This window comes from Streptomyces sp. MMG1121, assembly GCF_001280015.1.
Lineage (GTDB): Bacteria > Actinomycetota > Actinomycetes > Streptomycetales > Streptomycetaceae > Streptomyces.
In genome coordinates this window covers 153,734-179,768 of the sequence record NZ_LGDV01000001.1, presented here as the reverse complement: position 1 = coordinate 179,768, position 26,035 = coordinate 153,734, and the positions used below count along the sequence as shown (strand labels likewise).

The window sequence follows — 26,035 nt, the reverse complement described above, 5'->3', positions numbered from 1 at the left end:
GGACAGCCGGAGAAATCAGGGGATTCGGGAAAGTCGGGGGAGATGCCCAAGCGCGAGCGTGTCATGCGGATGTCGGTCGAGCTGCCGCTGTGGCGCGCGCTCGCCGGTTACCGCGTCCTGACCATGCTGTACGCGATCGGCCTCGGCGTCACCAGGTACGACCTGTACGTACGCCCCTGGGTCGCCGTCTGCTACTTCGCCGTCCTGTTCGGCTGGACGCTCGCCACCCTGCAGCGCGTGCGCAACGCGGCGAGCTGCACCAAGCGCTTCCTCGCCACCGACCTGGTCATCGCCCTCGCCGGCGTCCTGCTCACCCCGCTCGCCGACAGCCACCAGCGGATCGCGGGCGGCCCCACGCTGCCGTCGATATGGACCGGCGGTGCGGTGCTGGCCTTCGCGATCAAGGGCGGCTGGCGCTGGGCCGCCGCCGCCTCCACGCCGGTCGCGCTGGCCAACCTGATCGAACGCGGCCATCCCGCGCGGGACACCGTGCACAGCCTGATCCTCGTCTGGGTGGCCTCCATCGCCGTCGGCTACGTCGTCGAGGTCGCCCGCGCCTCCGAGCGCACCCTCGCCCGCGCCCTGGAGATCGAGGCCGCCACGAGGGAGCGGGAGCGGCTCGCCCGGGACATCCACGACAGCGTGCTCCAGGTGCTGGCGATGGTGAAGCGCCGGGGCGCGGCCCTGGGCGGCGAGGCGGCCGAGCTGGGCCGGCTGGCCGGGGAGCAGGAGGTGGCCCTGCGCACGCTGGTCTCCGGCGGTCTGCTGCCGGTCTCCCGGATCTCGGAGGACGCCTCGGCCGGAGCCGTCGTCCGCGCGGTGGAGGAACCGGACGACGACGGTCCGGTCGATCTGCGTTCGCTGCTGGCGCCCTACGCGGGTGCCCGGGTGAGCCTGGCCGAGCCCGGTGCGCCGGTCGGACTGCCCCGGCCGGCCGCCCGCGACCTGGCCGCCGCGGTCGGCGCCGCCCTGGACAACGTACGCGAGCACGCGGGCGAGGACGCCCAGGCCTGGATCCTGGTCGAGGACGAGCCGGACGGGATCGTCGTGACCGTCCGGGACGACGGCCCCGGCATCCCCGAGGGCCGGCTCACCCAGGCCGAGGGCGAGGGCCGGCTCGGCGTCGCCCAGTCGATCCGCGGCCGGCTGCGCGACCTCGGCGGCAGCGCCGAACTCGTCTCCGTCCCCGGGCAGGGCACGGAAGTCGAGCTGAAGGTACCGAAGAGCGCCACGCGGGCGCGGGGGAAGGCGGAGCAGCGATGACACAGCAGCAGGACCCGATCCGGGTCATGGTGGTGGACGACCACCCCATGTGGCGCGACGCGGTCGCCCGGGACCTGGCCGAGTCCGGCTTCGACGTGGTCGCCACCGCCGGCGACGGCGAGCAGGCGGTCCGCCGGGCCAGGGCCGCGGCCCCCGACGTCCTCGTGCTGGACCTCAACCTGCCGGCCAAGCCCGGGGTCCAGGTGTGCAAGGAACTCGTGGGCCACAACCCGGCGTTGCGGGTCCTCGTCCTCTCCGCGAGCGGTGAGCACGCCGACGTCCTGGAGGCGGTCAAGTCCGGCGCGACCGGCTATCTGCTGAAGTCGGCCTCCACCGAGGAACTGCTGGACGCCGTGCGCCGTACCGCCGTCGGCGACCCGGTGTTCACGCCGGGCCTCGCCGGACTGGTCCTCGGCGAGTACCGCCGGCTGGCCTCCGAACCGGCCCCCGCCCCGGACGCCGACGAGCCCGGCGCACCCCGGCTGACGGACCGGGAGACGGAGGTGCTGCGCCTGGTCGCCAAGGGCCTGAGCTACAAGCAGATCGCCGAACGCCTCGTCATCTCCCACCGCACGGTCCAGAACCACGTCCAGAACACCCTCGGCAAGCTCCAGTTGCACAACCGCGTCGAACTGGTGCGGTACGCCATAGAGCGCGGCCTCGACGAGGAGTAGCCGAATACTCCGAAATCACCCATCCCGCCCCTCCCGTTGTGACCTGAGTCACCGTTAGCGTGACCGACTGTCAGGGAACCCCGGCGAAGGGACATTTCCATGCGGGTCGGAGTACTGACCGGAGGCGGCGACTGCCCCGGGCTCAACGCCGTCATCCGGGCCATCGTCCGCAAGGGCGTGCAGGAGTACGGCTATGACTTCGTCGGCTTCCGGGACGGCTGGCGAGGCCCCCTCGAGGGCGACACCGTCCGTCTCGGCATCCCCGCGGTGCGCGGCATCCTGCCCCGCGGCGGCACCATCCTCGGCTCCTCGCGCACCAACCCCCTCAAGGCGGAGAACGGCATCCGCCGGATCAAGGACAACCTGGCGAAACTGGACGTCCAGGCCCTCGTCGCGATCGGCGGCGAGGACACCCTGGGCGTCGCCGCGCGCCTGTCCGACGAGTACGGGGTGCCCTGCGTCGGGGTGCCCAAGACGATCGACAACGACCTGTCGGCCACCGACTACACCTTCGGCTTCGACACCGCCGTCAACATCGCCACCGAGGCCATCGACCGGCTGCACACCACCGCCGAGTCCCATATGCGGGTCCTGGTGGTGGAGGTGATGGGCCGGCACGCCGGCTGGATCGCCATCCACTCGGGACTGGCCGGTGGCGCCAACGTCATCCTCATCCCCGAGCAGCGCTTCGACGTCGAGCAGGTCTGTGCCTGGGTGACCTCCCGCTTCCGGGCGTCGTACGCGCCGATCGTGGTCGTCGCCGAGGGCGCCATGCCCAAGGACGGCGATGTCGTGCTCAAGGACGGCTCGCTGGACTCCTTCGGGCACGTCCGGCTCTCCGGGGTCGGCGAGTGGCTGGCCAAGGAGATCGAGCGGCGCACCGGCAAGGAGGCCCGGACCACGGTCCTCGGGCACGTGCAGCGCGGCGGCACGCCCAGCGCCTTCGACCGCTGGCTCGCCACCCGCTTCGGCCTGCACGCGATCGACTGCGTCCACGACCGCGACTTCGGCGCGATGGTCGCCCTGCGCGGCACGGACATCGTCCGCGTCCCGCTGGCCGAGGCCACGGCCAAGCTGAAGACGGTCGACCCGAAGCTGTACGAGGAGGTCGGGGTCTTCTTCGGCTGACCGGCGACCCGGGGCTGTGGGCCGTATATTTCGGCCCATAGCCCAGACAACCGGGAGCAGCCGGGAGTGACTGTGGACATCGTGGCCTTCGGTGTGCAGGCGGACGAGCGGCCGTTGATCGAGCGGGCCTTCCAGGGCCACCACGACGTGCGGTGCCTGGAGGTCTTCCTGACCGAGGACACCGCCCCGATCGCGGCCGGGCACGAGGCGATCTCCACCAGTGTCAACGCCGATCTCCACGCACCCGTCCTGCGGATCCTCGCGGCCGGCGGAACCCGGATGGTCGCCCAGCGCTCGACCGGCTACAACAACATCGACCTCGACGCCGCCGCGCGCCTCGGCATGACCGTGGCCCGGGTCTCGTACTACTCGCCGCACTCCGTCGCCGAGTTCGCCTGGACCCTGGCCATGGCCGTCAACCGCCGGATCGTGCGCGCCTCCACCCGTACGCGCGACTTCGACTTCCGGCTCGACGGACTGATGGGCCGTGACATGCACGGCCGTACCGTCGGCGTGCTCGGCACCGGCAAGATCGGCGAGGCGTTCACCCGGATCGCCCACGGCTACGGCATGCGCCTGCTCGGCTGGGACGTCGCCGAGAACCCCGCCTGCCGCCGGCTCGGCATGACGTACGTCCCGAAGGACCAGCTCCTCGCCGAGTCCGACCTGGTCAGCCTGCATGTCCCGCTGATGCCCGCGACCCAGCACCTGATCGACTCGGCCGCCCTGAAGGCGATGAAGGACGACGCGATCCTGGTCAACTCCAGCCGCGGCGGCCTCGTCGACACCGCGGCCCTCGTCGCCGAGCTGCGCGAGGGCCGCTTCGCGGGGGTCGGCCTGGACGTCTACGAGTCCGAGGCGGGCCTGTTCTTCCTCGACAAGTCCCTGGAGGCCATCGAGGACGACACCCTGGCCCGCCTGGTCACCTTCCCCCACGTCCTGGTCACCTCGCACCAGGCGTACTACACCGAGGACGCCGTCGGGCAGATCGTCGACGCCACGCTGCGCAACGTCCTGGACTACGCCGAGGGCCGCCGCTCGGAGAACGTTCTGGTACCGGTGAGCTGACCGATCAGCTCCCGCACGATCGCGGCCCCGTTCAGGCTGAGGACCGACTCCGGGTGGAACTGGACACCAGCGAAGCCCGGACCTCGCACGGCATGCACCTCGTCGTTCGCGGCCCGGCTCACCTCCACCCCGTGCGCGGCCAGCTCCCGGGCCGCCTCGTCGTCGCAGCGGGCGACGAAGCTGTTGTAGAAGCCGACGGTCTCGGCCTGCCCGAACAGGTCGACCGTGGTCTGCGCCCCCTGGTACGGCACCTCCTTGCGGACGACGTCCAGGCCCAGCTCGGCCGCGATCAGCTCATGGCCCAGACAGACCCCCAGCACCCCTTGCCGGTGCTCCCCGATCAGCGCGGCGGCCAGGTCCCGCAGGATCCGCATCTTCGGGTCCGCGAGGTCGCGGGGGTCGCCCGGGCCGGGGCCGAGCACCACCGGACCCTCGTGCGCGAGCACGGCCGCCCGCAGCCCCGGCTCGTCGTAGCGCCGTACGCTCACCTCCAGGCCGCCCGAGCGCAGCAGGTGTCCCAGCATCGCCGTGAACGTGTCCTCGCCGTCCACGACGAGGGCGTGCCCCTCGGCCGCCGGAAGCCGCTCCTGCATCCGCAGCCAGAACGGGGCGAGCGAGGAGCGCCGCCCGTCCAGCGCGGCCCGCACCCGCGGATCGTCGGCGAGCCGGGGCCGCTCCCGCTCCTCGCGCGGCCGGGCCGGCCGTACCCCGAGGGCCGCCAGCACGCCCGCCGCCTTCGCGTGCGTCTCCGCGACCTCGCTCGCCGGGTCCGAGCCGCGCACCAGCGTCGCCCCGACCGGGACGCGCAGCCGGCCGTCGGCGCTGATGTCGGCGGTGCGGATCAGGATGGGGGAGTCCAGGGTCTGCGCGCCCGCGGATCCTTCCCGCCCGTCGCCCGCGCACCGGCCGAGCAGCGCCAGCGCCCCGGCGTAGTAGCCCCGCCCGCCGGGCTCGTACCGCTCGATGACCCGGCACGCGTTCTGCACCGGCGAGCCGGTGACGGTCGCCGCGAACATGGTCTCCCGCAGTACCTCCCGCACGTCCAGCGAGGACTTTCCGCGCAGCTCGTACTCGGTGTGCGCGAGGTGGGCCATCTCCTTCAGCCGCGGTCCGACGACGACCCCGCCCATGTCGCCGACGGTGCACATCATCTTCAGCTCCTCGTCGACGACCATCGACAGCTCCTCGATCTCCTTGCCGTCGGCGAGGAAGTCCAGCAGGTGCTCCGGGGTCGGGCCTTCGGCCGGATAGCGGTAGGTGCCGCTGATCGGGTTCATGACGACCGTGCCGCCGGACATCCGCACGTGCACCTCGGGGCTCGCGCCCACCAGCGTCCGGTCCCCGGTGTGCACGACGAACGTCCAGTACGCGCCCCGCTCGCCCGCCAGCAGCCGCCGGAACAGCGCGAGCGCGTCGGCCCGGCCGAACCCGGGGATCTCGCCCTCGTACGTGCGCCGGATGACGAAGTTCGCTCCCTCGCCGCGGCCGATCTCCTCGGCCAGCACCCGCCCGACGATCCCGGCGTACTCCTCGTCCTCGACGTCGAACCCGCCGTCCTCGACCCGGACGGCGTGCGCCGGGAGCTGTTCCAGCGCCTCGGCGAGCGGGATCGTGTACGTCTCCTCGGGGGTGAGGACCAGCAGGGGGGTGCCGTCGTCGCGGATGTCGAACCCGCGCTCGCGGATCTGCCGGAACGGGATGAGCGCCAGGCCCTCGGCGGGCAGGTCGGCGAGCCGCTCGCGCGGGGTGACCGGGCCGAGCAGGACCTCCACCGTGCTCTCGTCGTGGCCGGGGGTACGGCGGCGGAGCAGGGCGAAGGGGCGGTCGTCGTGCAACAGGTCTGTCAGGTCCATGGTTCCTCTGCCGGGTAGGGGGAGGAACGACCTCGACAAACGCCGAAGGCCGCCCCTCGGGCGGCCTTCGCGAAGTCTTGAGTACGCGCAGTCAGCGGGCCGCCGGAGAAGCGGTCCACCACCAGTTCTGGTTCGAAAGCGCGAACATGCGAGGAACCCTACCGCACCCCCCGCCTGTCCACGGGGCAAACCGCGCGTCTCACCTTTCGAGCCAGAAACCATCGCACGCACCACGACCCCGTAATGTTTACGAGGTGACCGTGAACGCTAAGACCAGCGCGAGCGCTGGCAACACCTGGCGAGACCTGCCCGCGGCGCAGCAGCCCGAGTACCCCGACCTTGAGGCTCTGCGCGCAGTGATCGCGGACCTCGAGTCGTATCCGCCGCTCGTCTTCGCGGGCGAGTGCGACCAGCTGCGCGCCCGGATGGCGGCCGTCGCCAAGGGAGAGGCGTTCCTCCTCCAGGGCGGCGACTGCGCCGAGGCCTTCGACGCCGTGTCCGCGGACCACATCCGCAACAAAATCAAGACGCTGCTCCAGATGGGTGCCGTCCTGACCTACGCGGCCGCCGTGCCCGTGGTGAAGGTCGGCCGTATCGCGGGGCAGTACTCCAAGCCGCGCTCCAAGCCGACCGAGACCCGCGACGGCGTGACGCTCCCGACGTACCGGGGCGACTCCGTCAACGGCTTCGACTTCACCGAGGCGTCCCGCGTCCCGGACCCCGAGCGGCTGAAGCGCATGTACCACGCCTCGGCGTCCACGCTGAACCTGGTGCGCGCCTTCACCACCGGTGGCTACGCGGACCTGCGCCAGGTGCACGCCTGGAACCAGGACTTCGTGCGGACCTCCCCGTCGGGCCAGCGCTACGAGCAGCTCGCGCGGGAGATCGACAGCGCGCTGAACTTCATGCGGGCCTGTGGCACGGACCCGGAGGAGTTCAAGACCGTCGAGCTGTACTCCTCGCACGAGGCGCTCCTGCTGGACTACGAGTCCGCCCTGACCCGGGTCGACTCGCGCACCGGCAAGCTGTACGACGTCTCCGCGCACATGGTGTGGGTCGGTGAGCGCACCCGGCAGCTGGACCACGCGCACATCGAGTTCGCCTCGAAGATCAGGAACCCGATCGGCATCAAGCTCGGCCCGTCGACGACGGCCGAGGAGGCGCTGCGGTACGTCGACCGCCTCGACCCCGAGCGGGAGCCGGGCCGGCTGACCTTCATCGTCCGCATGGGCGCCGACAAGATCCGCGACAAGCTCCCCGAGCTGGTCGAGAAGGTCACGGCCTCGGGTGCGACGGTGGCCTGGGTGACCGACCCGATGCACGGCAACACCTTCGAGGCGGCCTCCGGGCACAAGACCCGCCGCTTCGACGACGTGCTGGACGAGGTCAAGGGCTTCTTCGAGGTCCACAAGGGCCTCGGCACCCACCCGGGCGGCATCCACGTGGAGCTGACCGGCGACGACGTCACCGAGTGCGTGGGCGGCGGCGACGAGATCTTCGTCGACGACCTCCACCAGCGCTACGAGACGGCCTGTGACCCGCGGCTGAACCGCAGCCAGTCGCTCGACCTGGCCTTCCTCGTGGCCGAGATGTACCGGGACCAGTAAGCACCCGGTCGGCTGTCTCTGGGGCGCGGATCACACAGGATCCGCGCCCCTCGCACTTTTGCGGGCCCCGAAGGATGGGTAAGGTTAGGTTTGCCTCACCGGAAAACGGCACGGGGTACGGCAGTGATCCCGTAGGGAGGTGAATCCGCGTGTACGTCTGCAGCTGCTTCGGCATCACCGAGGACCAGGTCAAGCAGCACGCGGAGGGCGGCGCCTGCACCCCCCGCCAGATAGCCTCCGCGTGCAAGGCGGGCACGGACTGCGGTTCGTGCGTCCGCCGCATCCAGGCCCTCCTCGGCCGTGGCGCCTGCCCCCGTCGTGAGCTGGCCGACCAGGGCAAGCCGGTGCTGACCGAGCTTCCGGCGGCACCCGGCATCGCGGAAGCCGCCTAGCTCTCCGGCTGCTCGATGAGCTGGCTGATGTAGAGCGCCTCGCCGAGCTTCTCCACCAGCTCCAGCTGGGTGTCGAGGTAGTCGATGTGGTGCTCCTCGTCGGCGAGGATGTCCTCGAAGATGTTCGCGGACGTGATGTCGCCCTTCTCGCGCATCACCTTGATGCCCCGCTTGAGCCGGTCGATCGCCTCCACCTCGATCTGCCGGTCCGCCTCGAACATCTCCTTCACGGTCTGTCCGACGCGGACGTGGAAGAGCCGCTGGTAGTTGGGCAGCCCCTCCAGGAACAGGATCCGGTCGGTGAGCGTCTCGGCGTGCTTCATCTCGTCGAACGACTCGTGCCGCGTGTATTTGGCGAGCTTGTACCAGCCGAAGTTCTCCTGCATCTTCGCGTGCAGGAAGTACTGGTTGATCGCGGTCAGCTCGCCGGTGAGCTGCTCGTTGAGAAATTCGATGACCTCGGGGTCGCCCTGCATCGCAGCGGCTCCTTCCACGGGGAAGCGGGGGGTGTGCGGCGGCATGATTGCACCGGTGACGAAGATCGTCCAGTAAGTGGATACTTAGTAAGTTCGCCCTGACTTGATGCCGCTTGTCCGGTTCATGGGGAGTGGTGAACGGGTGGTCAAGGGCACTGCCCGAGGTCTGTCAGGATGGATACATGGGTCATCCGGTGGAGCGAGCGTCTGGAGCGGCGGCAGCGGCCGAGCTTCCGCCGGGTCAGCGGCTCCAGCGTGGCTGGCCGGTCACGCACTACGGGCCCGTACCGAAGTTCCGCCCCGAGCGCTGGGAGTTCCGGGTCTTCGGCGCCACCGCCGACGGCGACAAGCACACCTGGGGCCACGAGGAGTTCACGGCGCTGCCGTACACCACCGTGGTGGCCGATCTGCACTGCGTGACGAAGTTCAGCATGACCGGTTCGGAGTGGGGCGGGATCCCGGCCCGGACCCTCCTCGAGCTGGCCCCGCCGGCCCCGGACGTCACCCATGTGATGGTCTGGGCGGAGTACGGCTTCAGCTCGAACCTCCGCCTGGCGGACTTCGCCTCCGACCGCGCGATCTTCGCCACCCACAAGGACGGCGAACTCCTCACCGCCGAGCACGGCTTCCCGGTCCGCCTGATCGTGCCCCACCTGTACGCCTGGAAGGGCCCCAAGTGGGTCCGCGGCGTGGAGTACATGACCGCCGACCGCCGCGGCTTCTGGGAGGAACGCGGCTACCACAACGTCGGTGACCCCTGGAAGGAACAGCGCTATTCCTACCAGGAGGGCCCGGGGGACGGGCCCGAACTGTGACGGCCGGTTCCGGCGCCCTCAGCCGTCCCTGAGCTTCTTCAGCCGCTCCACGTCCGCCGCGTGCCCCTCCGTGCCGCCCGGCGTCTCGATGACCAGCGGGACGCCCTCGGTCGCAGGGTGGGTCATCAGCGCGCGGAACGGGTCCTCGCCGATGTGGCCGGCGCCGATGTTCTCGTGCCGGTCCTTGTGCGCGCCGACCACGTCCTTGGAGTCGTTGGCGTGGATCAGCTTCAGCCGCCCCTCGCCGACGGTGTCCACCAGCAGGTCCAGCGTCTGGTGCATACCGCTGGGCCCGGTCAGATCGTGCCCGGCGGCGAAGATGTGACAGGTGTCCAGGCAGACGCCCAGCTTCGGATGGGCCTCCAGCGCCTCGAAGTACGGCCCGAAGTCCCAGGTCCGGGAACAGAGGGAGGCGCCCTGTCCGGCCGTCGACTCGAGGAGCAGGAACGGGTCGTCGTCGTGGGTCAGCTCGTCCAGCAGCGGCAGCATGCGCTCGCGTACCTGCCGCAGCGCCACGGCCCGCTCCCGCCCGCCCGTCGCGCTGCCCGTGTGCACGACGACACCCAGCGCGCCGATCTCCCGCCCGCGCCGCAGCGAATGCCGCAGCGACTCGACCGACCGCTCCACGGTCGCCTCGGTGTGGGAGCCGAAATTGATCAGATAGGGGGCGTGGACGTACGCCGGGATCGACTCCTCGGCGCAGCTCTCACGGAACGCCTCGTCCTGCCGGGGGTTTCCGGCGGGCGTGGCCCAGCCGCGCGGGTTGGCCACGAAGACCTGCACGGTCTCCGCCTTCAGCGTGCGGGCGTACGACAGCCCCACGGAGTGCAGGCCACCGGCCACGGGGACGTGGCCGCCGACGGGATTGCGGGGGAGGGCCGACGAGCGGGGCGGCTGGAGGGAGGACTGATCGGGACTCACCCGTTCAGGGTGTCATGTCAGCCCCGGCCGCCGGACCACGCTCCCCGGTGACCCCGGTCACCGGATGGTGATCGTGATCGTCGAGCCCTTGGGCGCGGTGTCGCCGCCCTTCACCGACTGCTTCTTCACGGTGTCGCCGAACAGCCCGAGCAGTCCGCGGTCCTCGCTCACCTTGAAGCCGGCGCCCTCCAGCGCCGTATGCGCGTCGGAGACGCTGTCGCCGGTCACGTCCGGCACCTCGACCATCTGCGGGCCCTTGGACAGCGTGAGCGTCACCGTGTCGCCCTTGGCGGCCTGGCTGCCGTCGCCCGGGCTCTGCTGGGCCACCTTGCCCTTGTCGTACTCGGAGTTGACCCGGTCGGGGGCGATCACCACCTTCAGCCCGGCGTCCGTCAGCGTCTGCCTGGCATCCGCCGGATCGTCACCGGTGACGTCCGGGACGTCGACCGGGCTGCCCTTGCTGACGGTCAGCGCGATCGCCGAGCCGGCGTGCCGCTTGGTACCCGCCTGCGGGGTCGTGCCGATCACGGAGCCCTCGGGGACGCCGTCGCTGAACTCCCGGGTGACCATGCCCGGCTCCAGCCCGTCCGCCTTCAGCCGCGTCCGCGCCTCGGCCAGCGGCCGGCCCGTCACATCCGGCACGTTCACCGTCTCCGGACCCAGCGACACGGTCAGCGTCACCGCGTCATGGCCGCGGATCCGGCTGCCGGGCGCCGGGTCGGTGCCGATGACCGTGCCGCGCTGGACGGCGTCGTTGTACTCGCGCTTGACCTGCCCGACATCGAGCCCGGCCGCTCTGAGCCGCTCCCGCGCCTGCACCTCGGTCTTCGACAGCAGCGGCGGGACCTTCGTGAACTGGCCGGAGTTGATGTACCAGACCCCCGCGCCCGCACCGAATATCACCAGCACGGCGGCGATCACGGTCAGCAGCAGCCGCTTCGGCCGACGGCGCGGCGGCACCGGCGGGGCCTGGAGCCGGCTGGTGTGCTGGACACCGCCTGCGATCTGCTCCTCCTCGTTGACGGGCAGCGGGCGGGGCACGGTCAGCGAGCGCGGGATCACGCTCGTACGGTCCCCGGCGTTGTCGTGCTCCGCGGACAGTGCCTGCGGCGGCAACGCGTCCAGCTGCCCGGCGCTCAGCCCCTGGCGCGCCTCACGCACCCGGGCGAGCAGCGCCACGGCGTCCTGCGGCCGGACCTCCGGGATGCGCGCGGTGGCCGCCGCGACCAGCTCGTCCAGCGCGGACGCCAGCCCCGGCACCAGCGCCGAGGGCGGCGGCACGTCCTGGTGGATGTGCTGGTAGAGCACCTGCGCGGGGGAGTCCCCGGAGTGCGGCTTGCCGCCCGTCAGCATCTCGTAGAGCACGACACCGCACGCGTACACGTCGACGCGCGGCTCGGCGGTGCCCTGCTCGATCTGCTCGGGCGCGAGATACGACACGGTCCCCAGCACGGCACCCGTCGTGCTGGTCACGGTGTCCACCGAGCGCACCAGGCCGAAGTCGGCGACCTTGACCCGCCCGTCGTCGCCTATCAGCACGTTCTCGGGCTTCATGTCCCGGTGCACGAAGCCGGCCCGGTGCGCGGCACCGAGCGCGGCCAGCACCGGCTCCAGGATGTCCAGCGCGGCCCGCGGCTGCAGCGCGCCCCGCTCGCGCAGCACGTCCCGCAGGGTGCACCCGGCGACGTACTCCATCGCCAGGTACACGTACGACCCGTCGGCGCCCTGGTCGAAGACCTGGACGACGTTGGGGTGGGCGAGCCGGGCGACGGACTTCGCCTCCCGGATGAACCGCTCGACGAAGGATCCGTCGGCCGCGAGCGCCGGGTGCATCACCTTCAGCGCGAGGACGCGGTCCAGCCGGGTGTCCAGGGCCCGGTAGACCGTGGCCATCCCGCCTACGGCGATCCGCGCGTCGACGCGATAGCGGCCGTCGAGCACCTGCCCGACGAGGGGATCCTGAAGGGTCGTATCCACGCAGGGGAGTCTACGAGGGAGGACCGACAGAGCCGCACACTGCGCTGTTCGGGGGACGGAATGCAGCCGAGCTGTGACGGTTGTGCGCCCCGCGGGCTAGAAGGCGGGGCGCTCGGGGTCCAGGCGTGCACGTCCCTCCGCCGGCGAGGAGGCCTCCGCGAAGTGCCGGCGCGGGATCCGCCCCGCCAGCCGGGCCAGCCGGCCCGCCTCCGTCGCATGCCGCATCGCCGCCGCCATCAGCTCCGGCTCCTGCGCCCGGGTCACGGCGGAGGCGAGCATCACCCCCGCGCACCCCAGCTCCATCGCCAACGCCACGTCGGACGCCGTACCGGCCCCCGCGTCCAGGATCACCGGCACGCGTGCGTGCTCGACGATCAGCTGGAAGTTGTGCGGGTTGCGGATCCCGAGCCCGGACCCGATCGGCGACCCCAGCGGCATCACCGCCGCGCACCCGGCGTCCTCCAGCTTCCGCGCGAGCACCGGATCGTCGTTCGTGTACGGCAGCACCGTGAACCCGTCGTCCACCAGCGTCTCCGCCGCTTCCAGCAGCTCCACCGGATCCGGCAGCAGCGTCCGCTCGTCGGCGATGACCTCCAGCTTGACCAGGTCCGTGCCCAGCGCCTCCCGGGCCAGCCGCGCGGTCAGCACCGCCTCCCCGGCGGTGAAGCAGCCCGCCGTGTTCGGCAGCACGCGGATGCCCAGCTTCTTCAGCACCGACAGCACCGAGCCGTGCACGGAGGGGTCCACCCGCCGCATCGCGACCGTCGTCAGCTCCGTGCCGGAGGCGACCAGCGCCCGCTCCAGCACCTCCAGGCTGGGCGCACCGCCCGTCCCCATGATCAGCCGCGACGAGTACGTCGTACCCCCGAGGACCAAGGAATCGTCGGCCATGGCTCAGCCTCCCTGCACAGCGGTGAGGATTTCCACGCGATCGCCCTCGCCGAGCGGTGTGCTCGCCCACTGCGCGCGCGGGACGACGGTCTCGTTGACGGCCGCGGCCACCCCGGAGGGCGCGGCGGCCAGGGAGCGTACGACGGAGTCGAGCGCGGTGCCCGCGGCGACGTCCCGGCGCTCGCCGTTGACGGAGATCGAGATGTCGACAGAGGTACTCATGCGGGCTGCTCCTGGAGGACGGCGCCAAAGCGCTGCGGCGTGAACGGACGGGCCTCTTCCGGCAGTTCGCCGCCGGTCAGCAGTTGCGCCAGCACATCGCCGGTGACCGGCGTGAGCAGCACCCCGTTGCGATAGTGCCCGGTGGCCAGCAGCAGCCCGTCGAGCCCGGACGGCCCGAGCAGCGGCGCGTTGTCGGGCGAGCCGGGGCGCAGCCCGGCACGGGTCTCGACGAGCGGCAGCTCGGTGATGCCGGGCACCAGCTCATGGGCGTCGCGCAGCAGCTCGTACACGCCGCCCGCCGTCACCGTCGTGTCCCAGCCCAGTTCCTCGCTGGTGGCGCCGACGACCAGTTCGCCGTTCTCGCGGGGCACCAGGTAGACGTGGCCGCCGCGGACGACGGCCCGCACGGTACGGCTCAGGAACGGCGCGTACGCGCGCGGTACGGTCAGCCGCAGCACCTGGCCCTTGACCGGCCGCACCGGCGGCAGCAGCGCCTCGGGCAACCCCGCGAGCCGCCCGCTCAGGCTTCCGGCCGCGAGGACCACCTGCCCGGCGCGCAGCTCGGTGCCGTCGGCCGTGGTGACCCCGGCGGCCCGGCCCCCCACGACGTCCAGTCGCTCGGCCCACGCGCGGTGGAACACCACTGCGGACCGTTCGCACGCGACCACGAGGGCCGCCGCGAGCCGCCGCGGGTCGATCTGGTGGTCGCCGTCGACCCGCAGCCCGCCGCGCACCCCGGGCGCCAGCATCGGCTCCAGGCGCCGGCACTCCCGCCCGGACAGCCACTGCGACTCCAGCCCAGAGCGCCGCTGGAGGGCGTGCAGCTCGCGCAGATGGGCGCGGTCGTCGGCGTCGAGCGCGACCTGGAGGGTGCCGCAACGGCGGTAGCCGAGGTCGTGGCCGGTCAGCTCGGTCAGCTCGGCCGCGAAGGCCGGATAGCGGCGGGCCGACCTCAGGTTCAGGGCGAGCAGCGTCTCCTCGCCGTAGTGCAGTTCGGTGACCGCGGCCAGCATCCCGGCCGCGACCTGCGCGGCCCCGCCGCCGGGCTCGGGGTCCACGACGGCCGTGGCGAGCCCGCGCTGCGCCGCGCGCCAGGCGGTGACCAGGCCGATGATTCCGCCCCCGATGACGAGGACGTCGGGCGTACGTGACGACATGGGCGTCCAGCCCCTCCCTTCGCCGGCATGACCCGGATCAGGTTCGTACGGTCGGAGGCCGCCAGCCTCCCTCTCAGCCCGGTGCGTCCGGGCTCCCGCGAGTGCGTGTACGGCAGCCACCCTAGCCCGCCGCGCCCGTCACCCGTAAGAGAGCCCCCGCGCGCGGGGAGTTCTTCAGGGGGTGTGGAGCAGGTCACCGAGCACGCCCCCTGACTGACCGTCCGTCACGTGTCTATGGTGATCAGGTGAGCGAGCACACAGCCCAGGAGGGCACGTCACAGGGGCGGCGCGTGGTCGTCGTCGGCGCGGGCATGGCCGGAGTGCAGACCGCGGTCGCCCTGCGGGAACAGGGCTTCAAGGGCACCGTCACCGTGATCGGCGCCGAGCCGCACCAGCCGTACGACCGGCCGCCGCTGTCGAAGGCCGTGCTGCTGGGCAAGGCCGAGGGCTCCGCCTTCGACGTGGACTTCGAGTCGCTCGACGTCGAGCTGCGGCTCGGCCGCGAGGTGCTGGGCGTGCGCCCGGCCGAGCACGAGCTGGACACCGAGGCGGGCCCGGTGCCGTACGACGTCCTGGTCCTCGCCACCGGTGCCGAGCCGATCGTGCTGCCGGGCACCGAGGGTGTGCCGGGCGTGCATCTGCTGCGCACCCTGGACGACGCCGAGCGGCTGCGGCCGGTGCTCGCCCGGCAGCACGAGATCGTGGTCGTCGGCGCGGGCTGGATCGGCGCCGAGTTCACCACGGCCGCGCGCGAGGCGGGCTGCGCGGTCACCGTCGTCGAGGCCGCCGACCGGCCGCTCGCGGGCGCCCTGCCCGCCGAGGTCGCGGCGCCGATGACCGCCTGGTACGCCGACGCCGGTGCCGAGTTGCGCACACACGCGCGCGTGGAGCGCGTCGAGCCCGGCGCGGTGGTGCTCTCCGACGGCACGCGGCTGCCCGCGGGCGCCGTCGTCGTCGGTATCGGCGCCCGCCCCGCCACCGGCTGGCTGGCCGGCTCCGGCATCGAGCTGGGCACGCACGGCGAGGTCGTGGCCGACGCCCACCTGCGCACGTCCGTCGAGGACGTGTACGCCGTCGGCGACTGCGCCTCCTTCCCCTCGGCCCGCTACGGCGAACGGCTGCTCGTCCACCACTGGGACAACGCCCTGCAGGGCCCGCGCACGGTCGCCGCCCACATCCTCGGCGACACCTCGCTGGTCTACGACCCGGTGCCGTACTTCTGGTCCGAGCAGTTCGGCCGCTTCGTGCAGTACGCGGGGCATCACGCGGCGGCCGACCGCCTGGTGTGGCGCGGCGATCCGGCGGGTCCCGCGTGGACGGTGTGCTGGCTGCGCGAGGACCGGCTGGTGGCCCTGCTCGCGGTGGGCCGCCCGCGTGATCTGGCCCAGGGCCGCCGGCTGATCGAGGCGGGCCGCGGCATGGACGCCGGGGCCCTGGCCGACCCGGCCCGCCCACTGAAGGACGCGACCGTTCCCTAAGTCGTTCTCCCGGGTGGACCCGCCCGGTTTCCCACTGTCAGTGGGGGATGGCAGGCTTGTTCCGTGACCGAGATTGACGCAAAGATTGATGCTCTCGTCCCCGCCTGGCTCACCCTCCCCGACATCGCCGAACAGTTCGACGTCGAGGTGACGCGCGTGCGGCAGCTGGTCAAGGAGGGCCAGCTCATCGCCGTACGCCGTGGTGAGAACAGGGCGCTGCACGTCCCCGCCGCCTTCATCGACGGGGACAAGGTCGTCAAGGGCCTGTCCGGGACCCTGACGCTCCTGCGGGACGACGGTTTCACGGACGAAGAGATGCTGGAGTGGCTCTTCACTCCCGACCCGACCCTGCCCGGCACCCCCGCGCAGGCCCTGAGCGAGAATCGCGGCACGGAGGTGAAGCGCCGCGCCCAGGCGCTCGCCGTCTGAGCCGACCCGTACCACGAGGGGTGGCGTGCGGGCCGCGGTCCGCACGCCACCCGTGACAGCCGCCAGCGACACCGACCACGGGGGGACCCACGCATGTCCGACACCGCACGCACCGCGCTCGACGGCGCCCTGCTGTACCTGTGCACGGACGCGCGCAGGCGCCAGGGCGACCTGCCCGAGTTCCTGGACGCGGTCCTGGCCGGCGGTGTCGACATCGTGCAGCTGCGGGACAAGGGCATGGAGGCCGCCGAGGAGCTGGCCCATCTGGAGGTCTTCGCCGACGCCTGTGCCCGGCACGGCAAGCTCCTCGCGGTCAACGACCGCGCGGACGTCGCCCACGCGGCCCGCGCCGACGTGCTCCACCTCGGCCAGGGCGACCTGCCGGTCCCCGCGGCCCGCGCCCTCCTCGGTGACGAGGTGCTGATCGGCCGGTCCACGCACGCCGAGGACGAGGCCGCGGCGGCCGCCGCGCAGGACGGCGTGGACTACTTCTGCACCGGCCCCTGCTGGCCCACCCCCACCAAGCCCGGCCGCCACGCGCCCGGCCTCGACCTGGTGCGGTACACGGCCGCTCTGGGCACTGAGCGCCCCTGGTTCGCCATCGGCGGCATCGACCTCGCCAACCTCGACGAGGTGCTGGACGCCGGTGCCCGCCGGGTGGTCGTCGTCCGCGCGATCACCGAGGCCGACGACCCGGGAGCCGCCGCGACCGCGTTCGCCAAGCGACTCCGGGACGCCCGGTAGCCGTCCGCCAGGAGTCCGGGACGCACGGTGACGGCCCGCCTGTTGGAGCGTTCTGTCCACCTGCTGGACAGGAGTCCGGCAATTCGGGCAAATCTACGGCGTCCGGTTGGGGGACCGCCCACCCCTGGCTAACCTGCCCGTATGGCCCTCGGAACCGCATCCACCAGGACTGATCGCGCACGCACCGTGCGTGACATGCTCGCCACCGGCAAGAAGACGTACTCGTTCGAGTTCTCCGCGCCGAAGACCCCCAAGGGCGAGCGGAACCTGTGGAGCGCGCTCCGGCGGGTCGAGGCGGTCGCCCCCGACTTCGTCTCCGTGACCTACGGCGCCGGCGGCTCGACCCGCGCGGGCACGGTCAAGGAGACCCAGCAGATCGTCGCCGACACCACCCTCACCCCGGTCGCCCACCTCACCGCGGTGGACCACTCCATCGCCGAGCTGCGCAACATCATCGGCCAGTACGCGGACGCGGGGATCCGCAACATGCTCGCCGTGCGCGGCGACCCGCCCGGCGACCCCATGGGCGCATGGGTCCCGCATCCCAAGGGCCTGACCTACGCGGCCGAACTCGTCCGGCTCATCAAGGAGTCGGGCGACTTCTGCGTGGGCGTCGCCGCCTTCCCGGAGATGCACCCCCGCTCGGCGGACTGGGACACCGACGTCGCCCACTTCGTGGACAAATGCCGCGCGGGCGCCGACTACGCCATCACACAGATGTTCTTCGAGCCGGAGTCCTATCTCCGGCTGCGTGACCGAGTGGTGGCCGCGGGCTGTGACACCCCGGTGATACCGGAGGTCCTGCCGGTCACCAGCGTGAAGATGCTGGAACGGTTGCCCAAACTCAGCAATGCGGTCTTCCCGGACGCCCTGAAAGAGCGGATCCTCACAGCAAAGGACGATCCGACAGCGGTACGCTCCATCGGTATCGAATTCGCCACGGAGTTCTGCGCTCGGCTGCTCGCCGAGGGAGTGCCCGGACTGCACTTCATCACGCTGAACAACTCCACGGCGACCCTGGAAATCTACGAGAACCTGGGCCTGCACCACCCCCCGCAGGCCTAGACCGGCCGCACCGCGATACGACACACTGCGTAGCGGCCACTGGGAGAGGGGCGTACATGGGCTGGACGGTCCTCTACATCGCGTTCGGCGGCGTCGCACTGTGGCTGCTGGGCGAGGTACTGCTGCAGTACAAGGCACGGCTGCGCTGGCGGCTGCTGGCCTTCGTCGGCTTTCTCGGTGTCGTGCTCGGTGTGCTGATGCCGTCCGTGATCGTGATCGGCGTGGGCGCCATCGCCTTCGCCATCGGTCAGACCTACGTCACCCTGTCGTTCCGCCGCGGCTTCGCCGCCGGCTGGGCGGTCAAGCGCCCCGACGGCGAGAGCGTCGACAGCGGCGGAAGCAGCGGCGGGGGCAGCAAGCGCCGCCGTGGCAAGGCTGACCGCCAGGACCCCGCGCCGGAGGTCGCCGAGCCGGAGCCCGCGGGCCCCGGGGAGGACCAGGGCAGCGAGCAGGCCGTCTACGCCCAGGGCCACGAGGACTACGACGACTACGACCGCGACGACGTCTTCGCCCCGGCCCGCGCAGCCGAGCCCGCCGCCGAGACCACCGCGATCTACGAGCCGCAGCCGATGCCCGAGGACACCGGCTCCTACGGCGTCTACGGCGACACCGCCACCCACGCGGCCGAGCCCCAGGGCGCCGGGCAGCAGGCCTACGCCTACGACTACTCGGGCTACGGCCAGCAGGGCTACGGCTACGACGCCGGCGGCCAGCAGGGCTACGCCAACTACTCCGACCCGTACATCGGCAGCCAGTCCTACGGCACCGCCGGCTACGACACCGGCTACGCCGGGCAGTACGCCCAGCAGGGCTACGCCCAGGACCCCTACGCCACCGGCGGCTACGGCGAGACCCCGGCCGGCGGGGTGTGGGTGCCGCAGCAGCGCACCGACGAGGCCTACACCGGCGAACTCCCGCAGGAGCAGCCGTATCCGTACCAGGGTCACGGTCAGGCTCAGCAGCCGCAGCCCGGCGCCGGGTACGACGAGCAGTACCGCTTCTGATCGTCTGAGCCGGCCTCCGGGATCCGGGCCCTTCTCACTGGGAGCCGCGGAATCCCGGGCCCTCCACGATCAGCCCCGCCACCAGCGCGCCCGACATGCCCGCGTGCGGCAGGCCGCCGCCCGGGTGGGACCAGCCACCGACCCGGTACAGGCCGGGCAGCCGGGTGGTGTTCGCCGGGTGCAGGAAACGGCCCTGCCCTGCGGCCAGTGCGGGGGCCGGCACCGCGCCGAGAAAGGCACTCGTCTCCTCGTCGCTGTCGTCGGGTGTGCGCACCTCCTGCCACAGGACGCGGTCCCGCAGGCCCGGTATCGCGGCCTGGGCGGCTTCGAGGAGATCGTCCGTGTACTTCCGGACCACGCCCTCCTCCTCCCAGTCGGCGGCGCCCGGCACCACCGCGGACAGCACCACGGACTCGTGCCCGTCGTCCGGTCTGAGCGCGGGGTCGTCGGGGCGCAGCACGGTCACCGTGGGCGGCGGCTGGTCTCCGGCCGCCGTGGCCAGGAAGTCCAGCTCGGACGTCGGGTCCGGCGGGTGGACGACCGTGCGGTGCACGGCACCGGCCTCCCGCCCGCCGCGCAGGGCCAGCAGCACCATGAACCGCCCGGGACGGGTCATGAACGCATTGACCTGGACATCCCCGGCCTTGTCCAACGGACGGTCCGTCATCACCTTCAACCGCGCCGGGTCCACGTCCGCCACGACATGGTCGGCCTCGGCCACCGTGCCGTCCCTCAACTCCACGCCCGCGACCCGGCCGTCCCTGTCCAGGACGCGCATGACCTCCGCGTCGAAGACGAACTCGACCCGACGCTTCAGACACCGCTCGTACACCGCGCGCGCCAACTCCCGGATGCCGCCGCGCACGTACCAGGTGCCGAAGGCGTGCTCCATGTAGGGCAGCACGGCCGCGCTCGCCGGGGCGGTGCGCGGGTCCAGGCCGTAGCCGAGCGCGCAGCTCTCCAGCAGGGCCGTCAGCCGCTCGTCGCGCAGCTCCCAGGCGCCGATCTCGGCCAGTGTGCGCGCGTGCCGGGTGCGCAGCAGCCGCTTGTGCGGGACCGCCGGATAGGGCTCCTTCCCGGCCAGCACCTGCCAGTTGGGCCACAGCGGCTCCTCCAGCAGCGGCCTGCGGGTGCGGTCCCAGGCCTCCCGGGCCCGCACCAGGAAGTCGCCCCAGCGCTCGCCCGCGCCCGCACCCAGCGCCTCGTCCAGAGCCGTGACCACACCCGCGCGCGAGGCGTTCGGCACGCAGACCTCGGCGCCGTCCGCGAAGACGTGCCGCGCGGAGGGGTCGACCTGGACCAGCTCGACGCAGTCCTCCAGCGGCTCCTTGCCGGTCTTGACGAACAGATCGCGGTACACCGCGGGGAGCGTCAGCAGTCCCGGGCCCGTGTCGAAGCCGAACCCGTCCCGCTCGAAACGGCGCACCGCGCCGCCGTACGTGTCCGTACGCTCGTACACCGTCACCCGGTGGCCCGCGACGGCCAGCCGGGCGGCAGCCGCCATCGCGCCCATCCCGGCGCCGATCACCGCAATCCGTGCCATGCCTGCGACTTTATCGACCGCTACTGACAATCCGGCCCGCGGGCCGGTCAGGGCGCCCGTGAGGCCAGTCGGCGCTCCTCGCGGCGCTGGGCGCGGCGGCGCAGGAAACGCCGGATGCGCGAGACCAGGAAGACCAGCACGATCAGCCCGGTGACCAGCAGGACGGCCGCGATGATCGCCGCCGCCTCGGGATGGAACATGGCGAACGAGACGATGCCGCCGACCCCGAGATCCTCGGCGAGGCTGAGCGCGAAGTTGCTGAACGGCTCCGGCGAGGTGTTGACCGCCATCCGTGTCCCGGCCTTCACGGTGTGGCTGGCCAGCGCCGTCGAGCCGCCGATCAGGCCGGCCGCCACGTCGGACAGCGAGCCGCTCTGCCCGGCGAGCAGCGCGCCCACCCAGGCGCCGGCGAGCGGCCGGACGACCGTGTGGACCGAATCCCACAGCGAGTCGACGTACGGGATCTTGTCGGCGACCGCCTCGCACAGGAACAGCACACCGGCCGCGATCAGGACCTCGGGGCGCTGCAACGTCTGCGGGATGTCGTCGCTCACCCCCGTCACGCCGAACAGGCCGAGCAGCAGCACCACCGCGTAGGCGTTGATGCCGCTGGCCCAGCCGCTGGTGAAGACCAGGGGAAGTACGGACACGGACGCGATCGTAGCCAGGCGGCGGGCCGCACGCGTGGGCACGCGCGCGTACGGCTGAGTATCCGTACTCAGGTCGAGAGTTGAGTACGCGCGCGGATGGGCCGGGACCCGTGAGGACGGGAGAGTAGGGACACGGCACAGGGGCGCGGCCCGGCACCGCCGACACGGGGCGGCGGAACGGCGCCCGCCACCTGGCCGCTCCTTCCGCCGATCCGTCGGCGGAAGCGAGTCGGGGGACCCGGGGGACGACCACCCACGGGGGACCATCGGGGGAGAACCGTACGGGGGAGTACGGGGAACAAGGGGAACGGAAAGGCGCCGGTCCGGCAGCGGACCGGCGCCTTTCCCGTACCTCAGCCCCTTCCGCTCACGCGTCCCTGCAGCAGCCGGGACAGGGCCGCGTGGACGTCGTCCAGGGAGCGCTCCGGCTGGAAGGCCTTCCAGTCCAGCGCGGCCACCAGAACCATGCCGACCAGCGCGGCCGCCGTCAGCTGCACATCGATCTCGTCGCTGAACTCCCCGGCCGCCACGCCCTCGCGCAGCACCCCCTCGACCACCGCGACGGCCTCCTGCCGGACCACCATCAGCGTGGACTGCCAGGCGCGGTTGGTGCGCCACAGCTCGGCCACGTACAGCTGGGTGAAGGCCGGGTAGCGGTCGATGAAGACCAGGCCCGCGCGGACCATGGCGTCCAGCGCGTCCACCTTGCTGCCGCCCACGCGCGCGGTGTGCTCCGCGGCCTCCTTCAGGGAGGCGGTGAGCAGTCCCACCCCGTGCCGCAGCAGCTCCTCGAAGAGGACCGACTTGCTCGCGAAGTTGTAGTAGACCGTGCCTTTCGCGACCCCGGCCCGCTCCGCGATCTCGTCCACAGTGGTCGCGGAGAAGCCCTGCTCGGCGATGAGCGTGACGGCCGCCTCGTAGAGCTTCTGCCGGGTGGCCTCGCGGCGCGTGCTGCCGCCGGACCTGGCGCTGCTGCTTTCCATGGTCCCGATTCTCACAGGTGCGCGTGCGTGCCGAGACTTCTCCGGGATCACAGGCTCAGCTCCGGGTGCAGCCGGTCCAGCGTCCACACCTGGCGGCGCCGGGCCGCGAGGGCGGTCAGGGCGAGCGCGCCCGCCGTGAACGCGGCCAGTACGGCGCACGCCTGCCACACCGGGCCCAGCCCGCCGCCCGTGATCAGCCGGCGCAGTGCCTCCACGATGTAGCTCATCGGCAGGAACGGATGGATCGCGTTGAAGAAGCCCGGGCTGGTCTGCACGGGGTACGTGCCGCCCGCCGAGGTCAGCTGGAGCATCAGCAGCGCGAGCACCAGGATCCGGCCCGCCGCGCCGAAGCGGGCGTTCAGCCACTGCACGATCGCCGCGAAGCACGCCGTGACGAGGAACAGGAAGCCGATCGTGCCGGCCGCGTGCAGCATCTGCAGACCGATCGCCCAGTGCAGCACGGCCATCAGCGCGGACACCTGGAGCACGCCCACGGCGGCCACCGGCAGCCAGCCGGCCAGGGCGATCCGCCAGGCCGGCGAACCGGCCGACAGGGCGCGCCGGTTGAGCGGCTGGATCAGCATGTAGGCCACCATCGCGCCCACCCAGAGGGACAGCGGGATGAAGTACGGGGCGAACCCGGTGCCGTAGTTCGGCGCCTTGTGCAGGTCGTGGGAGGCGAGTTGGACCGGGTCGGCCATCACGCCGGTGCGCGCGTCGCGCTCCCGCTTGTCGTAGTCCGGGATCTTCTTCGCGCCGTCGTGCAGCCCGCCGGCGAGCCTCCCGGAACCGTCGGAGAGCTTGTACATGCCGCCGCTCAGGGTCTGGGCGCCCGAGGAGGCCGTACCGATGCCCTGGTCCAGGGTGGTCGCGCCGGTCCGTGCGGTGCCGAGGCCGGTGTGCAGCTTCTCGGCGCCGGCGGCGACCTTCTGCGCACCGTCGTTCAGCTCGTTGACCTTCTTGACGGCGTCGGCGACGTCCTTGTCGAGGTACGGCGCGCGTTCGGCGAGGGCGTCCGCCTGCTTCTGCAGCGTGCCGAGGTTGGCCCGCATGGTCTTCAGGTCGCCGTTCTGGTCGGCGACGAGCGTGTCGAGGTCGTCGGCGACGGTGGCCACCTCGGCGGCGGCCGTCCTGGCCCGTTTGAGGTCCGGGCAGGCCGGGTCGGGGAGGGCGGCACCCTCGCAGCGGTCCTGGTAGATCCTGTCCATGACGGCCGAGGAGGCGTGCGCGGTCGTGTCGGCGGCGGGCGCGAGCTTCATCAGGACGTCGAGGTTGTCCTTGACGGTCTTCGCCGAGTCGGAGACCAGCCGGGCGGTGTCCCCGATGGTCTTCTCGTTGCCCTTCAGGTACGGGCCGGTCGCGGCGTCGACACCGTTGACCTTGTCGGCGAGTGCCTGTGTGCCGTCGGCGACCCGCCGCGACCCGTCCTCGAGGTCTCCGGCACCCGTGTTCAGCTTCTTCAGGCCCTTCGCGAGGTCGCCGCTGCCGTTCTTGGCGTCCTTCAGCCCGTCGGCGAGGTCCTTGGAGCCCTTCTCCGCCTTGCCGATGCCGGTGTTCAGCCGGTCGGCGCCCTCGGCGGCCGTGACGGTCTTGCCGTGGATGTCGGAGAAGGAGACGAAGATCTTGTCCAGGAAGGTGCGGGAGGCCTTGGTGGAGGCGGCCGAGCGCACCTCGTTGAAGACGGTCCGGGAGATCTGGCCGACGATGTAGTTGTTCGCGTCGTTCGTGCGCACCCGCAGGGCGCCGGTCTCGGGCGAGCCGCCCGAACTGGACGCGATCCGGCTGCTGAAGTCGGCCGGCATGGTCAGTGAAAGGTAGTAGGTGCCGTCCTCGACGCCCTTGCGGGCCTCCTCGTCGCTCACCTCGTGCCAGTCGAAGGTCCGGCTGTCGCGCAGCCCCGCGACGATGTCGTTGCCGGCCGTGATGTCCTTCCCGCTCGCCGTGGCGCCCTTGTCGTCGTTGACCAGGGCCACCGGGATACGGTCCAGGCGGCCGTACGGGTCCCAGAAGGACCACAGGTAGAGGGCGCCGTAGAGCAGGGGCAGCACGAGCAGCGCGACCAGGGCGGCGCGCGGCAGCTTCCCGCGTCCGAAGCGCCTCAGCTCGAGCGCGGCCAGCCTAGGCGAGCGCATCGGATTCCTCCTTGGGGTCGCTCTTCTCGTCGCTCTTGGAGGCCTCTGCCTCGTCGTCGTCCGGCCCGGTCCGTACGACGACGCAGTCCGCGGGCGCGGTGCGGCAGACGACCGCCACCGTCGTCCCCGCGCGCGTGAGGGAGCGCAGCAGGTCCCAGGCCTCGGCGCGCTCGGTGTCCGAGAGCTTCAGGTCGATGTCGTCGACGCCGAGCAGTCCGGGCCGGCCGAGGAGGGCCAACGCGATGGACAGGCGCAGTTCCTGAGGCCGTTCCAGGTCGCGCACGGCCGTCCGGGAGCCCTTGGGCAGTGTCTCGAGGTCGAGTCCGGCGGCGGCCAGCGCCGCGTCGACGCGCAGCCGGGCCTCGTGCACGCGCTGCGCGCGGGGGCGCAGCAGTTCGCGCAGGGAGTCGCCGAACCGGCTCTGCAGCAGCGCGCGTTCGCGCAGGTGCTCGCCGACGGTCAGGGCCGGCTCCAGGTCGGTCACCCCGGCCACGTTGGCCACCGCGCTGATCCGGCGCAGCGCGGCCATGTGGCGGGGGAGCGCGAGCCCGCCGACGGTGGCCGTTCCCTCGGTGGGCTTCATCCGCCCGGTGAGCGCGAGGAGGAGACACGTGCGGCCGGAGCCGGACGGTCCCTCGATCGCGATGAGCGAGCCGGGCCGTGCGTCGAGAGCGACGCCGCGAAAGGCCCACCCCCGCGGTCCCTTGAGCCCGAGGCCCCCGGCCGTGACGTCCACGCCGTCCACAAGCACCCCTGCCTGATCGGCATTTATTGAACTGACTGGTCAGTGCAAAAATACTCCCGAACCTACGATCGAGGCAAAACCCCAGGTCAGAACGGATTGTCAGTGCCATACCTCACGATGGGCACATACGGCACCTGTGCCGTCACCCAGACGACAGGAGGTTCGTCATGGCCAATCCGTCCGCCGCCGCCCGCCGGCGCCGCACCACCGGCCCTGCCCCCTCACTGACCGGCCCGGCGAGCGACGTGCACCCCGTGCTGCGCCGGACCACGGCCCCGCCCGCCGTCCTCGACCTGCTCGCCCAGGCCCGCGCCGGCCTGGAGGAGACCGCCGTCCTGGAAACGCCGAACGAGCGCTATGCGACGGCCCACCTCGCCGCCCTGCGCACCGCCGCCGCCGTGCTCGCCGCCCGGGGCCGGCCCGAGACCAACCCGCGACGCCGCGCCAGGATCCGCAGCGCCTGGGAGGTGCTGCCCGAGATCGCCCCCGAACTGACCGAGTGGAGCGCGCTGTTCGCCTCCGGTGCCGCCCGTCGCGCCCGCGCCGAGGCCGGCATCCAGGGCGCCGCCGGACAGCGCGACGCCGACGACCTGATACGCGACGCGGGGATGTTCCTGCGCATCGTGGAGCGGATGCTCGTCCTCCAGCCCGTCCTGCCCCAGCCTCGCAGCGACGCGGTGGAGACCCGGGAGACGGCCGGCCCGAGAGCGCGAGGTGAGCTTCCGGACACGGGCTGACCACGGGCCGTAGCGTCCCGGAGGCGGACGACCGCAGCGGTCGTGCGTCGGCCGAGACGCAGCGTGCCGTACCCGGCCGCG

At 72.1% G+C, this 26,035-nt stretch carries 26 protein-coding genes and 1 riboswitch; of the genes, 13 read left to right on the top strand and 13 right to left on the bottom strand.

What is annotated here, in order from left to right; all coding sequences use genetic code 11:
• The first annotated feature begins 42 nt into the window (after positions 1-42).
• The 4 genes from macS (at position 43) to ADK64_RS00785 (ending at position 4,133) form a co-directional block, all read left to right on the top strand.
• Positions 43-1,263 (top strand): MacS family sensor histidine kinase, encoded by a 1,221-nt coding sequence (macS, locus tag ADK64_RS00800; protein WP_053653845.1) that lies wholly within the window; start codon positions 43-45, stop codon positions 1,261-1,263.
• Positions 1,260-1,937, top strand: coding sequence for a response regulator (locus tag ADK64_RS00795; protein ID WP_053653843.1), 678 nt, complete (start codon positions 1,260-1,262; stop codon positions 1,935-1,937). Before macS ends, ADK64_RS00795 begins: the two co-directional genes overlap by 4 nt.
• A gap of 99 nt (positions 1,938-2,036) precedes the next feature.
• The gene (locus tag ADK64_RS00790; RefSeq protein WP_053653841.1) at positions 2,037-3,065 is read left to right on the top strand and encodes a 6-phosphofructokinase; all 1,029 of its coding nucleotides are present in this window, start codon (positions 2,037-2,039) and stop codon (positions 3,063-3,065) included.
• Between the two features lie 72 nt (positions 3,066-3,137).
• Complete coding sequence (locus ADK64_RS00785) at positions 3,138-4,133, top strand: 2-hydroxyacid dehydrogenase (RefSeq protein ID WP_053653838.1); 996 nt, start codon at positions 3,138-3,140, stop codon at positions 4,131-4,133.
• Here the strand turns inward: ADK64_RS00785 and ADK64_RS00780 are convergent.
• On the bottom strand, positions 4,085-5,986 hold the full coding sequence (locus tag ADK64_RS00780) for an anthranilate synthase family protein (protein ID WP_053653836.1): 1,902 nt from the start codon (positions 5,984-5,986) through the stop codon (positions 4,085-4,087). The two genes, ADK64_RS00785 and ADK64_RS00780, sit on opposite strands and share 49 nt — an antisense overlap.
• A 91-nt stretch (positions 5,987-6,077) precedes the next feature.
• Positions 6,078-6,134, bottom strand: coding sequence for a trp operon leader peptide (locus ADK64_RS48855; protein WP_107092901.1), 57 nt, complete (start codon positions 6,132-6,134; stop codon positions 6,078-6,080).
• Between the two features lie 106 nt (positions 6,135-6,240).
• Here ADK64_RS48855 and ADK64_RS00775 point away from each other — a divergent pair, with 106 nt between their 5' ends.
• Positions 6,241-7,593, top strand: coding sequence for a class II 3-deoxy-7-phosphoheptulonate synthase (locus ADK64_RS00775; protein ID WP_053653835.1), 1,353 nt, complete (start codon positions 6,241-6,243; stop codon positions 7,591-7,593).
• Positions 7,594-7,742: 149 nt separating this feature from the next.
• Complete coding sequence (locus ADK64_RS00770; RefSeq protein ID WP_053653833.1) at positions 7,743-7,985, top strand: (2Fe-2S)-binding protein; 243 nt, start codon at positions 7,743-7,745, stop codon at positions 7,983-7,985.
• On the opposite strand, the gene bfr is transcribed toward ADK64_RS00770, so the two are convergent.
• Complete coding sequence (gene bfr / locus ADK64_RS00765) at positions 7,982-8,461, bottom strand: bacterioferritin (RefSeq protein ID WP_053653831.1); 480 nt, start codon at positions 8,459-8,461, stop codon at positions 7,982-7,984. The two genes, ADK64_RS00770 and bfr, sit on opposite strands and share 4 nt — an antisense overlap.
• Positions 8,462-8,643: 182 nt before the next feature.
• Here bfr and ADK64_RS00760 point away from each other — a divergent pair, with 182 nt between their 5' ends.
• Positions 8,644-9,276 carry a sulfite oxidase-like oxidoreductase gene (locus tag ADK64_RS00760; RefSeq protein ID WP_053653829.1) on the top strand — a complete coding sequence of 211 codons (633 nt, stop codon included), beginning with the start codon at positions 8,644-8,646 and terminating at the stop codon, positions 9,274-9,276.
• 18 nt (positions 9,277-9,294) lie between these two features.
• Here ADK64_RS00760 and ADK64_RS00755 read toward each other — a convergent pair whose 3' ends face one another.
• The 5 genes from ADK64_RS00755 to thiO all read right to left on the bottom strand — a co-directional run bounded on the left by ADK64_RS00755 (position 9,295) and on the right by thiO (position 14,444).
• Positions 9,295-10,197: a deoxyribonuclease IV gene (locus ADK64_RS00755; protein ID WP_053653827.1), complete on the bottom strand. Its 903-nt coding sequence runs from the start codon at positions 10,195-10,197 to the stop codon at positions 9,295-9,297.
• Positions 10,198-10,254: 57 nt separating this feature from the next.
• Positions 10,255-12,174 carry a Stk1 family PASTA domain-containing Ser/Thr kinase gene (pknB, locus tag ADK64_RS00750; RefSeq protein WP_053653825.1) on the bottom strand — a complete coding sequence of 640 codons (1,920 nt, stop codon included), beginning with the start codon at positions 12,172-12,174 and terminating at the stop codon, positions 10,255-10,257.
• A gap of 96 nt (positions 12,175-12,270) precedes the next feature.
• Entirely contained in the window at positions 12,271-13,065 is a 795-nt protein-coding gene (locus ADK64_RS00745; RefSeq protein ID WP_053653823.1) for a thiazole synthase, read from the bottom strand.
• A gap of 3 nt (positions 13,066-13,068) precedes the next feature.
• Positions 13,069-13,287 (bottom strand): sulfur carrier protein ThiS, encoded by a 219-nt coding sequence (gene thiS / locus ADK64_RS00740; protein WP_199829443.1) that lies wholly within the window; start codon positions 13,285-13,287, stop codon positions 13,069-13,071.
• On the bottom strand, positions 13,284-14,444 hold the full coding sequence (gene thiO, locus ADK64_RS00735) for a glycine oxidase ThiO (protein WP_053653821.1): 1,161 nt from the start codon (positions 14,442-14,444) through the stop codon (positions 13,284-13,286). Before thiO ends, thiS begins: the two co-directional genes overlap by 4 nt.
• Positions 14,442-14,553, bottom strand: a riboswitch (TPP riboswitch). (Overlaps the previous gene by 3 nt.)
• 136 nt (positions 14,554-14,689) lie before the next feature.
• On the opposite strand from thiO, the gene ADK64_RS00730 reads away from it, so the two are divergent.
• The 5 genes from ADK64_RS00730 (at position 14,690) to ADK64_RS00710 (ending at position 19,164) form a co-directional block, all read left to right on the top strand.
• Positions 14,690-15,922 (top strand): NAD(P)/FAD-dependent oxidoreductase, encoded by a 1,233-nt coding sequence (locus ADK64_RS00730; protein WP_234384417.1) that lies wholly within the window; start codon positions 14,690-14,692, stop codon positions 15,920-15,922.
• A gap of 63 nt (positions 15,923-15,985) precedes the next feature.
• Positions 15,986-16,351 carry an Rv2175c family DNA-binding protein gene (locus ADK64_RS00725; protein WP_053653816.1) on the top strand — a complete coding sequence of 122 codons (366 nt, stop codon included), beginning with the start codon at positions 15,986-15,988 and terminating at the stop codon, positions 16,349-16,351.
• Positions 16,352-16,444: 93 nt separating this feature from the next.
• A complete protein-coding gene (gene thiE / locus ADK64_RS00720; protein ID WP_053653815.1) occupies positions 16,445-17,095 on the top strand; it encodes a thiamine phosphate synthase in 651 nt (216 codons plus the stop codon).
• Positions 17,096-17,236: 141 nt separating this feature from the next.
• A complete protein-coding gene (metF, locus tag ADK64_RS00715; RefSeq protein WP_053653813.1) occupies positions 17,237-18,160 on the top strand; it encodes a methylenetetrahydrofolate reductase [NAD(P)H] in 924 nt (307 codons plus the stop codon).
• A 56-nt stretch (positions 18,161-18,216) separates the two neighbouring features.
• Positions 18,217-19,164 carry a hypothetical protein gene (locus ADK64_RS00710; RefSeq protein WP_053653811.1) on the top strand — a complete coding sequence of 316 codons (948 nt, stop codon included), beginning with the start codon at positions 18,217-18,219 and terminating at the stop codon, positions 19,162-19,164.
• A gap of 34 nt (positions 19,165-19,198) precedes the next feature.
• Here ADK64_RS00710 and ADK64_RS00705 read toward each other — a convergent pair whose 3' ends face one another.
• The 5 genes from ADK64_RS00705 to ADK64_RS00685 form a co-directional block, all read right to left on the bottom strand.
• Positions 19,199-20,707 carry a phytoene desaturase family protein gene (locus tag ADK64_RS00705; protein ID WP_199829442.1) on the bottom strand — a complete coding sequence of 503 codons (1,509 nt, stop codon included), beginning with the start codon at positions 20,705-20,707 and terminating at the stop codon, positions 19,199-19,201.
• A 47-nt stretch (positions 20,708-20,754) separates the two neighbouring features.
• Complete coding sequence (locus tag ADK64_RS00700; protein WP_053654363.1) at positions 20,755-21,357, bottom strand: DUF4126 domain-containing protein; 603 nt, start codon at positions 21,355-21,357, stop codon at positions 20,755-20,757.
• Positions 21,358-21,710: 353 nt separating this feature from the next.
• Positions 21,711-22,340 (bottom strand): TetR/AcrR family transcriptional regulator, encoded by a 630-nt coding sequence (locus tag ADK64_RS00695; RefSeq protein WP_053653807.1) that lies wholly within the window; start codon positions 22,338-22,340, stop codon positions 21,711-21,713.
• Positions 22,341-22,387: 47 nt separating this feature from the next.
• Entirely contained in the window at positions 22,388-24,472 is a 2,085-nt protein-coding gene (locus ADK64_RS00690; protein WP_053653805.1) for a YhgE/Pip family protein, read from the bottom strand.
• Positions 24,459-25,217, bottom strand: a complete 759-nt coding sequence (locus ADK64_RS00685; protein ID WP_078992420.1) for an ATP-binding cassette domain-containing protein — start codon at positions 25,215-25,217, stop codon at positions 24,459-24,461. Before ADK64_RS00685 ends, ADK64_RS00690 begins: the two co-directional genes overlap by 14 nt.
• A gap of 167 nt (positions 25,218-25,384) precedes the next feature.
• On the opposite strand from ADK64_RS00685, the gene ADK64_RS00680 reads away from it, so the two are divergent.
• Positions 25,385-25,954 carry an SAV_6107 family HEPN domain-containing protein gene (locus ADK64_RS00680; protein ID WP_053653801.1) on the top strand — a complete coding sequence of 190 codons (570 nt, stop codon included), beginning with the start codon at positions 25,385-25,387 and terminating at the stop codon, positions 25,952-25,954.
• Positions 25,955-26,035 lie beyond the last annotated feature (81 nt).

Excerpts from the sequence above, each read along its gene's own strand:
- thiS (WP_199829443.1), bottom strand. The coding sequence starts at position 13,287 with ATGAGTACCTCTGTCGACATCTCGATCTCCGTCAACGGCGAGCGCCGG.
- ADK64_RS00710 (WP_053653811.1), top strand. The coding sequence starts at position 18,217 with ATGGGCTGGACGGTCCTCTACATCGCGTTCGGCGGCGTCGCACTGTGG.
- ADK64_RS00680 (WP_053653801.1), top strand. The coding sequence starts at position 25,385 with ATGGCCAATCCGTCCGCCGCCGCCCGCCGGCGCCGCACCACCGGCCCT.
- ADK64_RS00705 (WP_199829442.1), bottom strand. The coding sequence starts at position 20,707 with ATGGCACGGATTGCGGTGATCGGCGCCGGGATGGGCGCGATGGCGGCT.
- ADK64_RS00795 (WP_053653843.1), top strand. The coding sequence starts at position 1,260 with ATGACACAGCAGCAGGACCCGATCCGGGTCATGGTGGTGGACGACCAC.
- thiO (WP_053653821.1), bottom strand. The coding sequence starts at position 14,444 with ATGTCGTCACGTACGCCCGACGTCCTCGTCATCGGGGGCGGAATCATC.
- ADK64_RS00790 (WP_053653841.1), top strand. The coding sequence starts at position 2,037 with ATGCGGGTCGGAGTACTGACCGGAGGCGGCGACTGCCCCGGGCTCAAC.
- ADK64_RS00760 (WP_053653829.1), top strand. The coding sequence starts at position 8,644 with ATGGGTCATCCGGTGGAGCGAGCGTCTGGAGCGGCGGCAGCGGCCGAG.
- metF (WP_053653813.1), top strand. The coding sequence starts at position 17,237 with ATGGCCCTCGGAACCGCATCCACCAGGACTGATCGCGCACGCACCGTG.
- thiE (WP_053653815.1), top strand. The coding sequence starts at position 16,445 with ATGTCCGACACCGCACGCACCGCGCTCGACGGCGCCCTGCTGTACCTG.
- ADK64_RS00745 (WP_053653823.1), bottom strand. The coding sequence starts at position 13,065 with ATGGCCGACGATTCCTTGGTCCTCGGGGGTACGACGTACTCGTCGCGG.
- macS (WP_053653845.1), top strand. The coding sequence starts at position 43 with ATGCCCAAGCGCGAGCGTGTCATGCGGATGTCGGTCGAGCTGCCGCTG.
- ADK64_RS00780 (WP_053653836.1), bottom strand. The coding sequence starts at position 5,986 with ATGGACCTGACAGACCTGTTGCACGACGACCGCCCCTTCGCCCTGCTC.
- ADK64_RS00695 (WP_053653807.1), bottom strand. The coding sequence starts at position 22,340 with ATGGAAAGCAGCAGCGCCAGGTCCGGCGGCAGCACGCGCCGCGAGGCC.
- bfr (WP_053653831.1), bottom strand. The coding sequence starts at position 8,461 with ATGCAGGGCGACCCCGAGGTCATCGAATTTCTCAACGAGCAGCTCACC.
- ADK64_RS00690 (WP_053653805.1), bottom strand. The coding sequence starts at position 24,472 with ATGCGCTCGCCTAGGCTGGCCGCGCTCGAGCTGAGGCGCTTCGGACGC.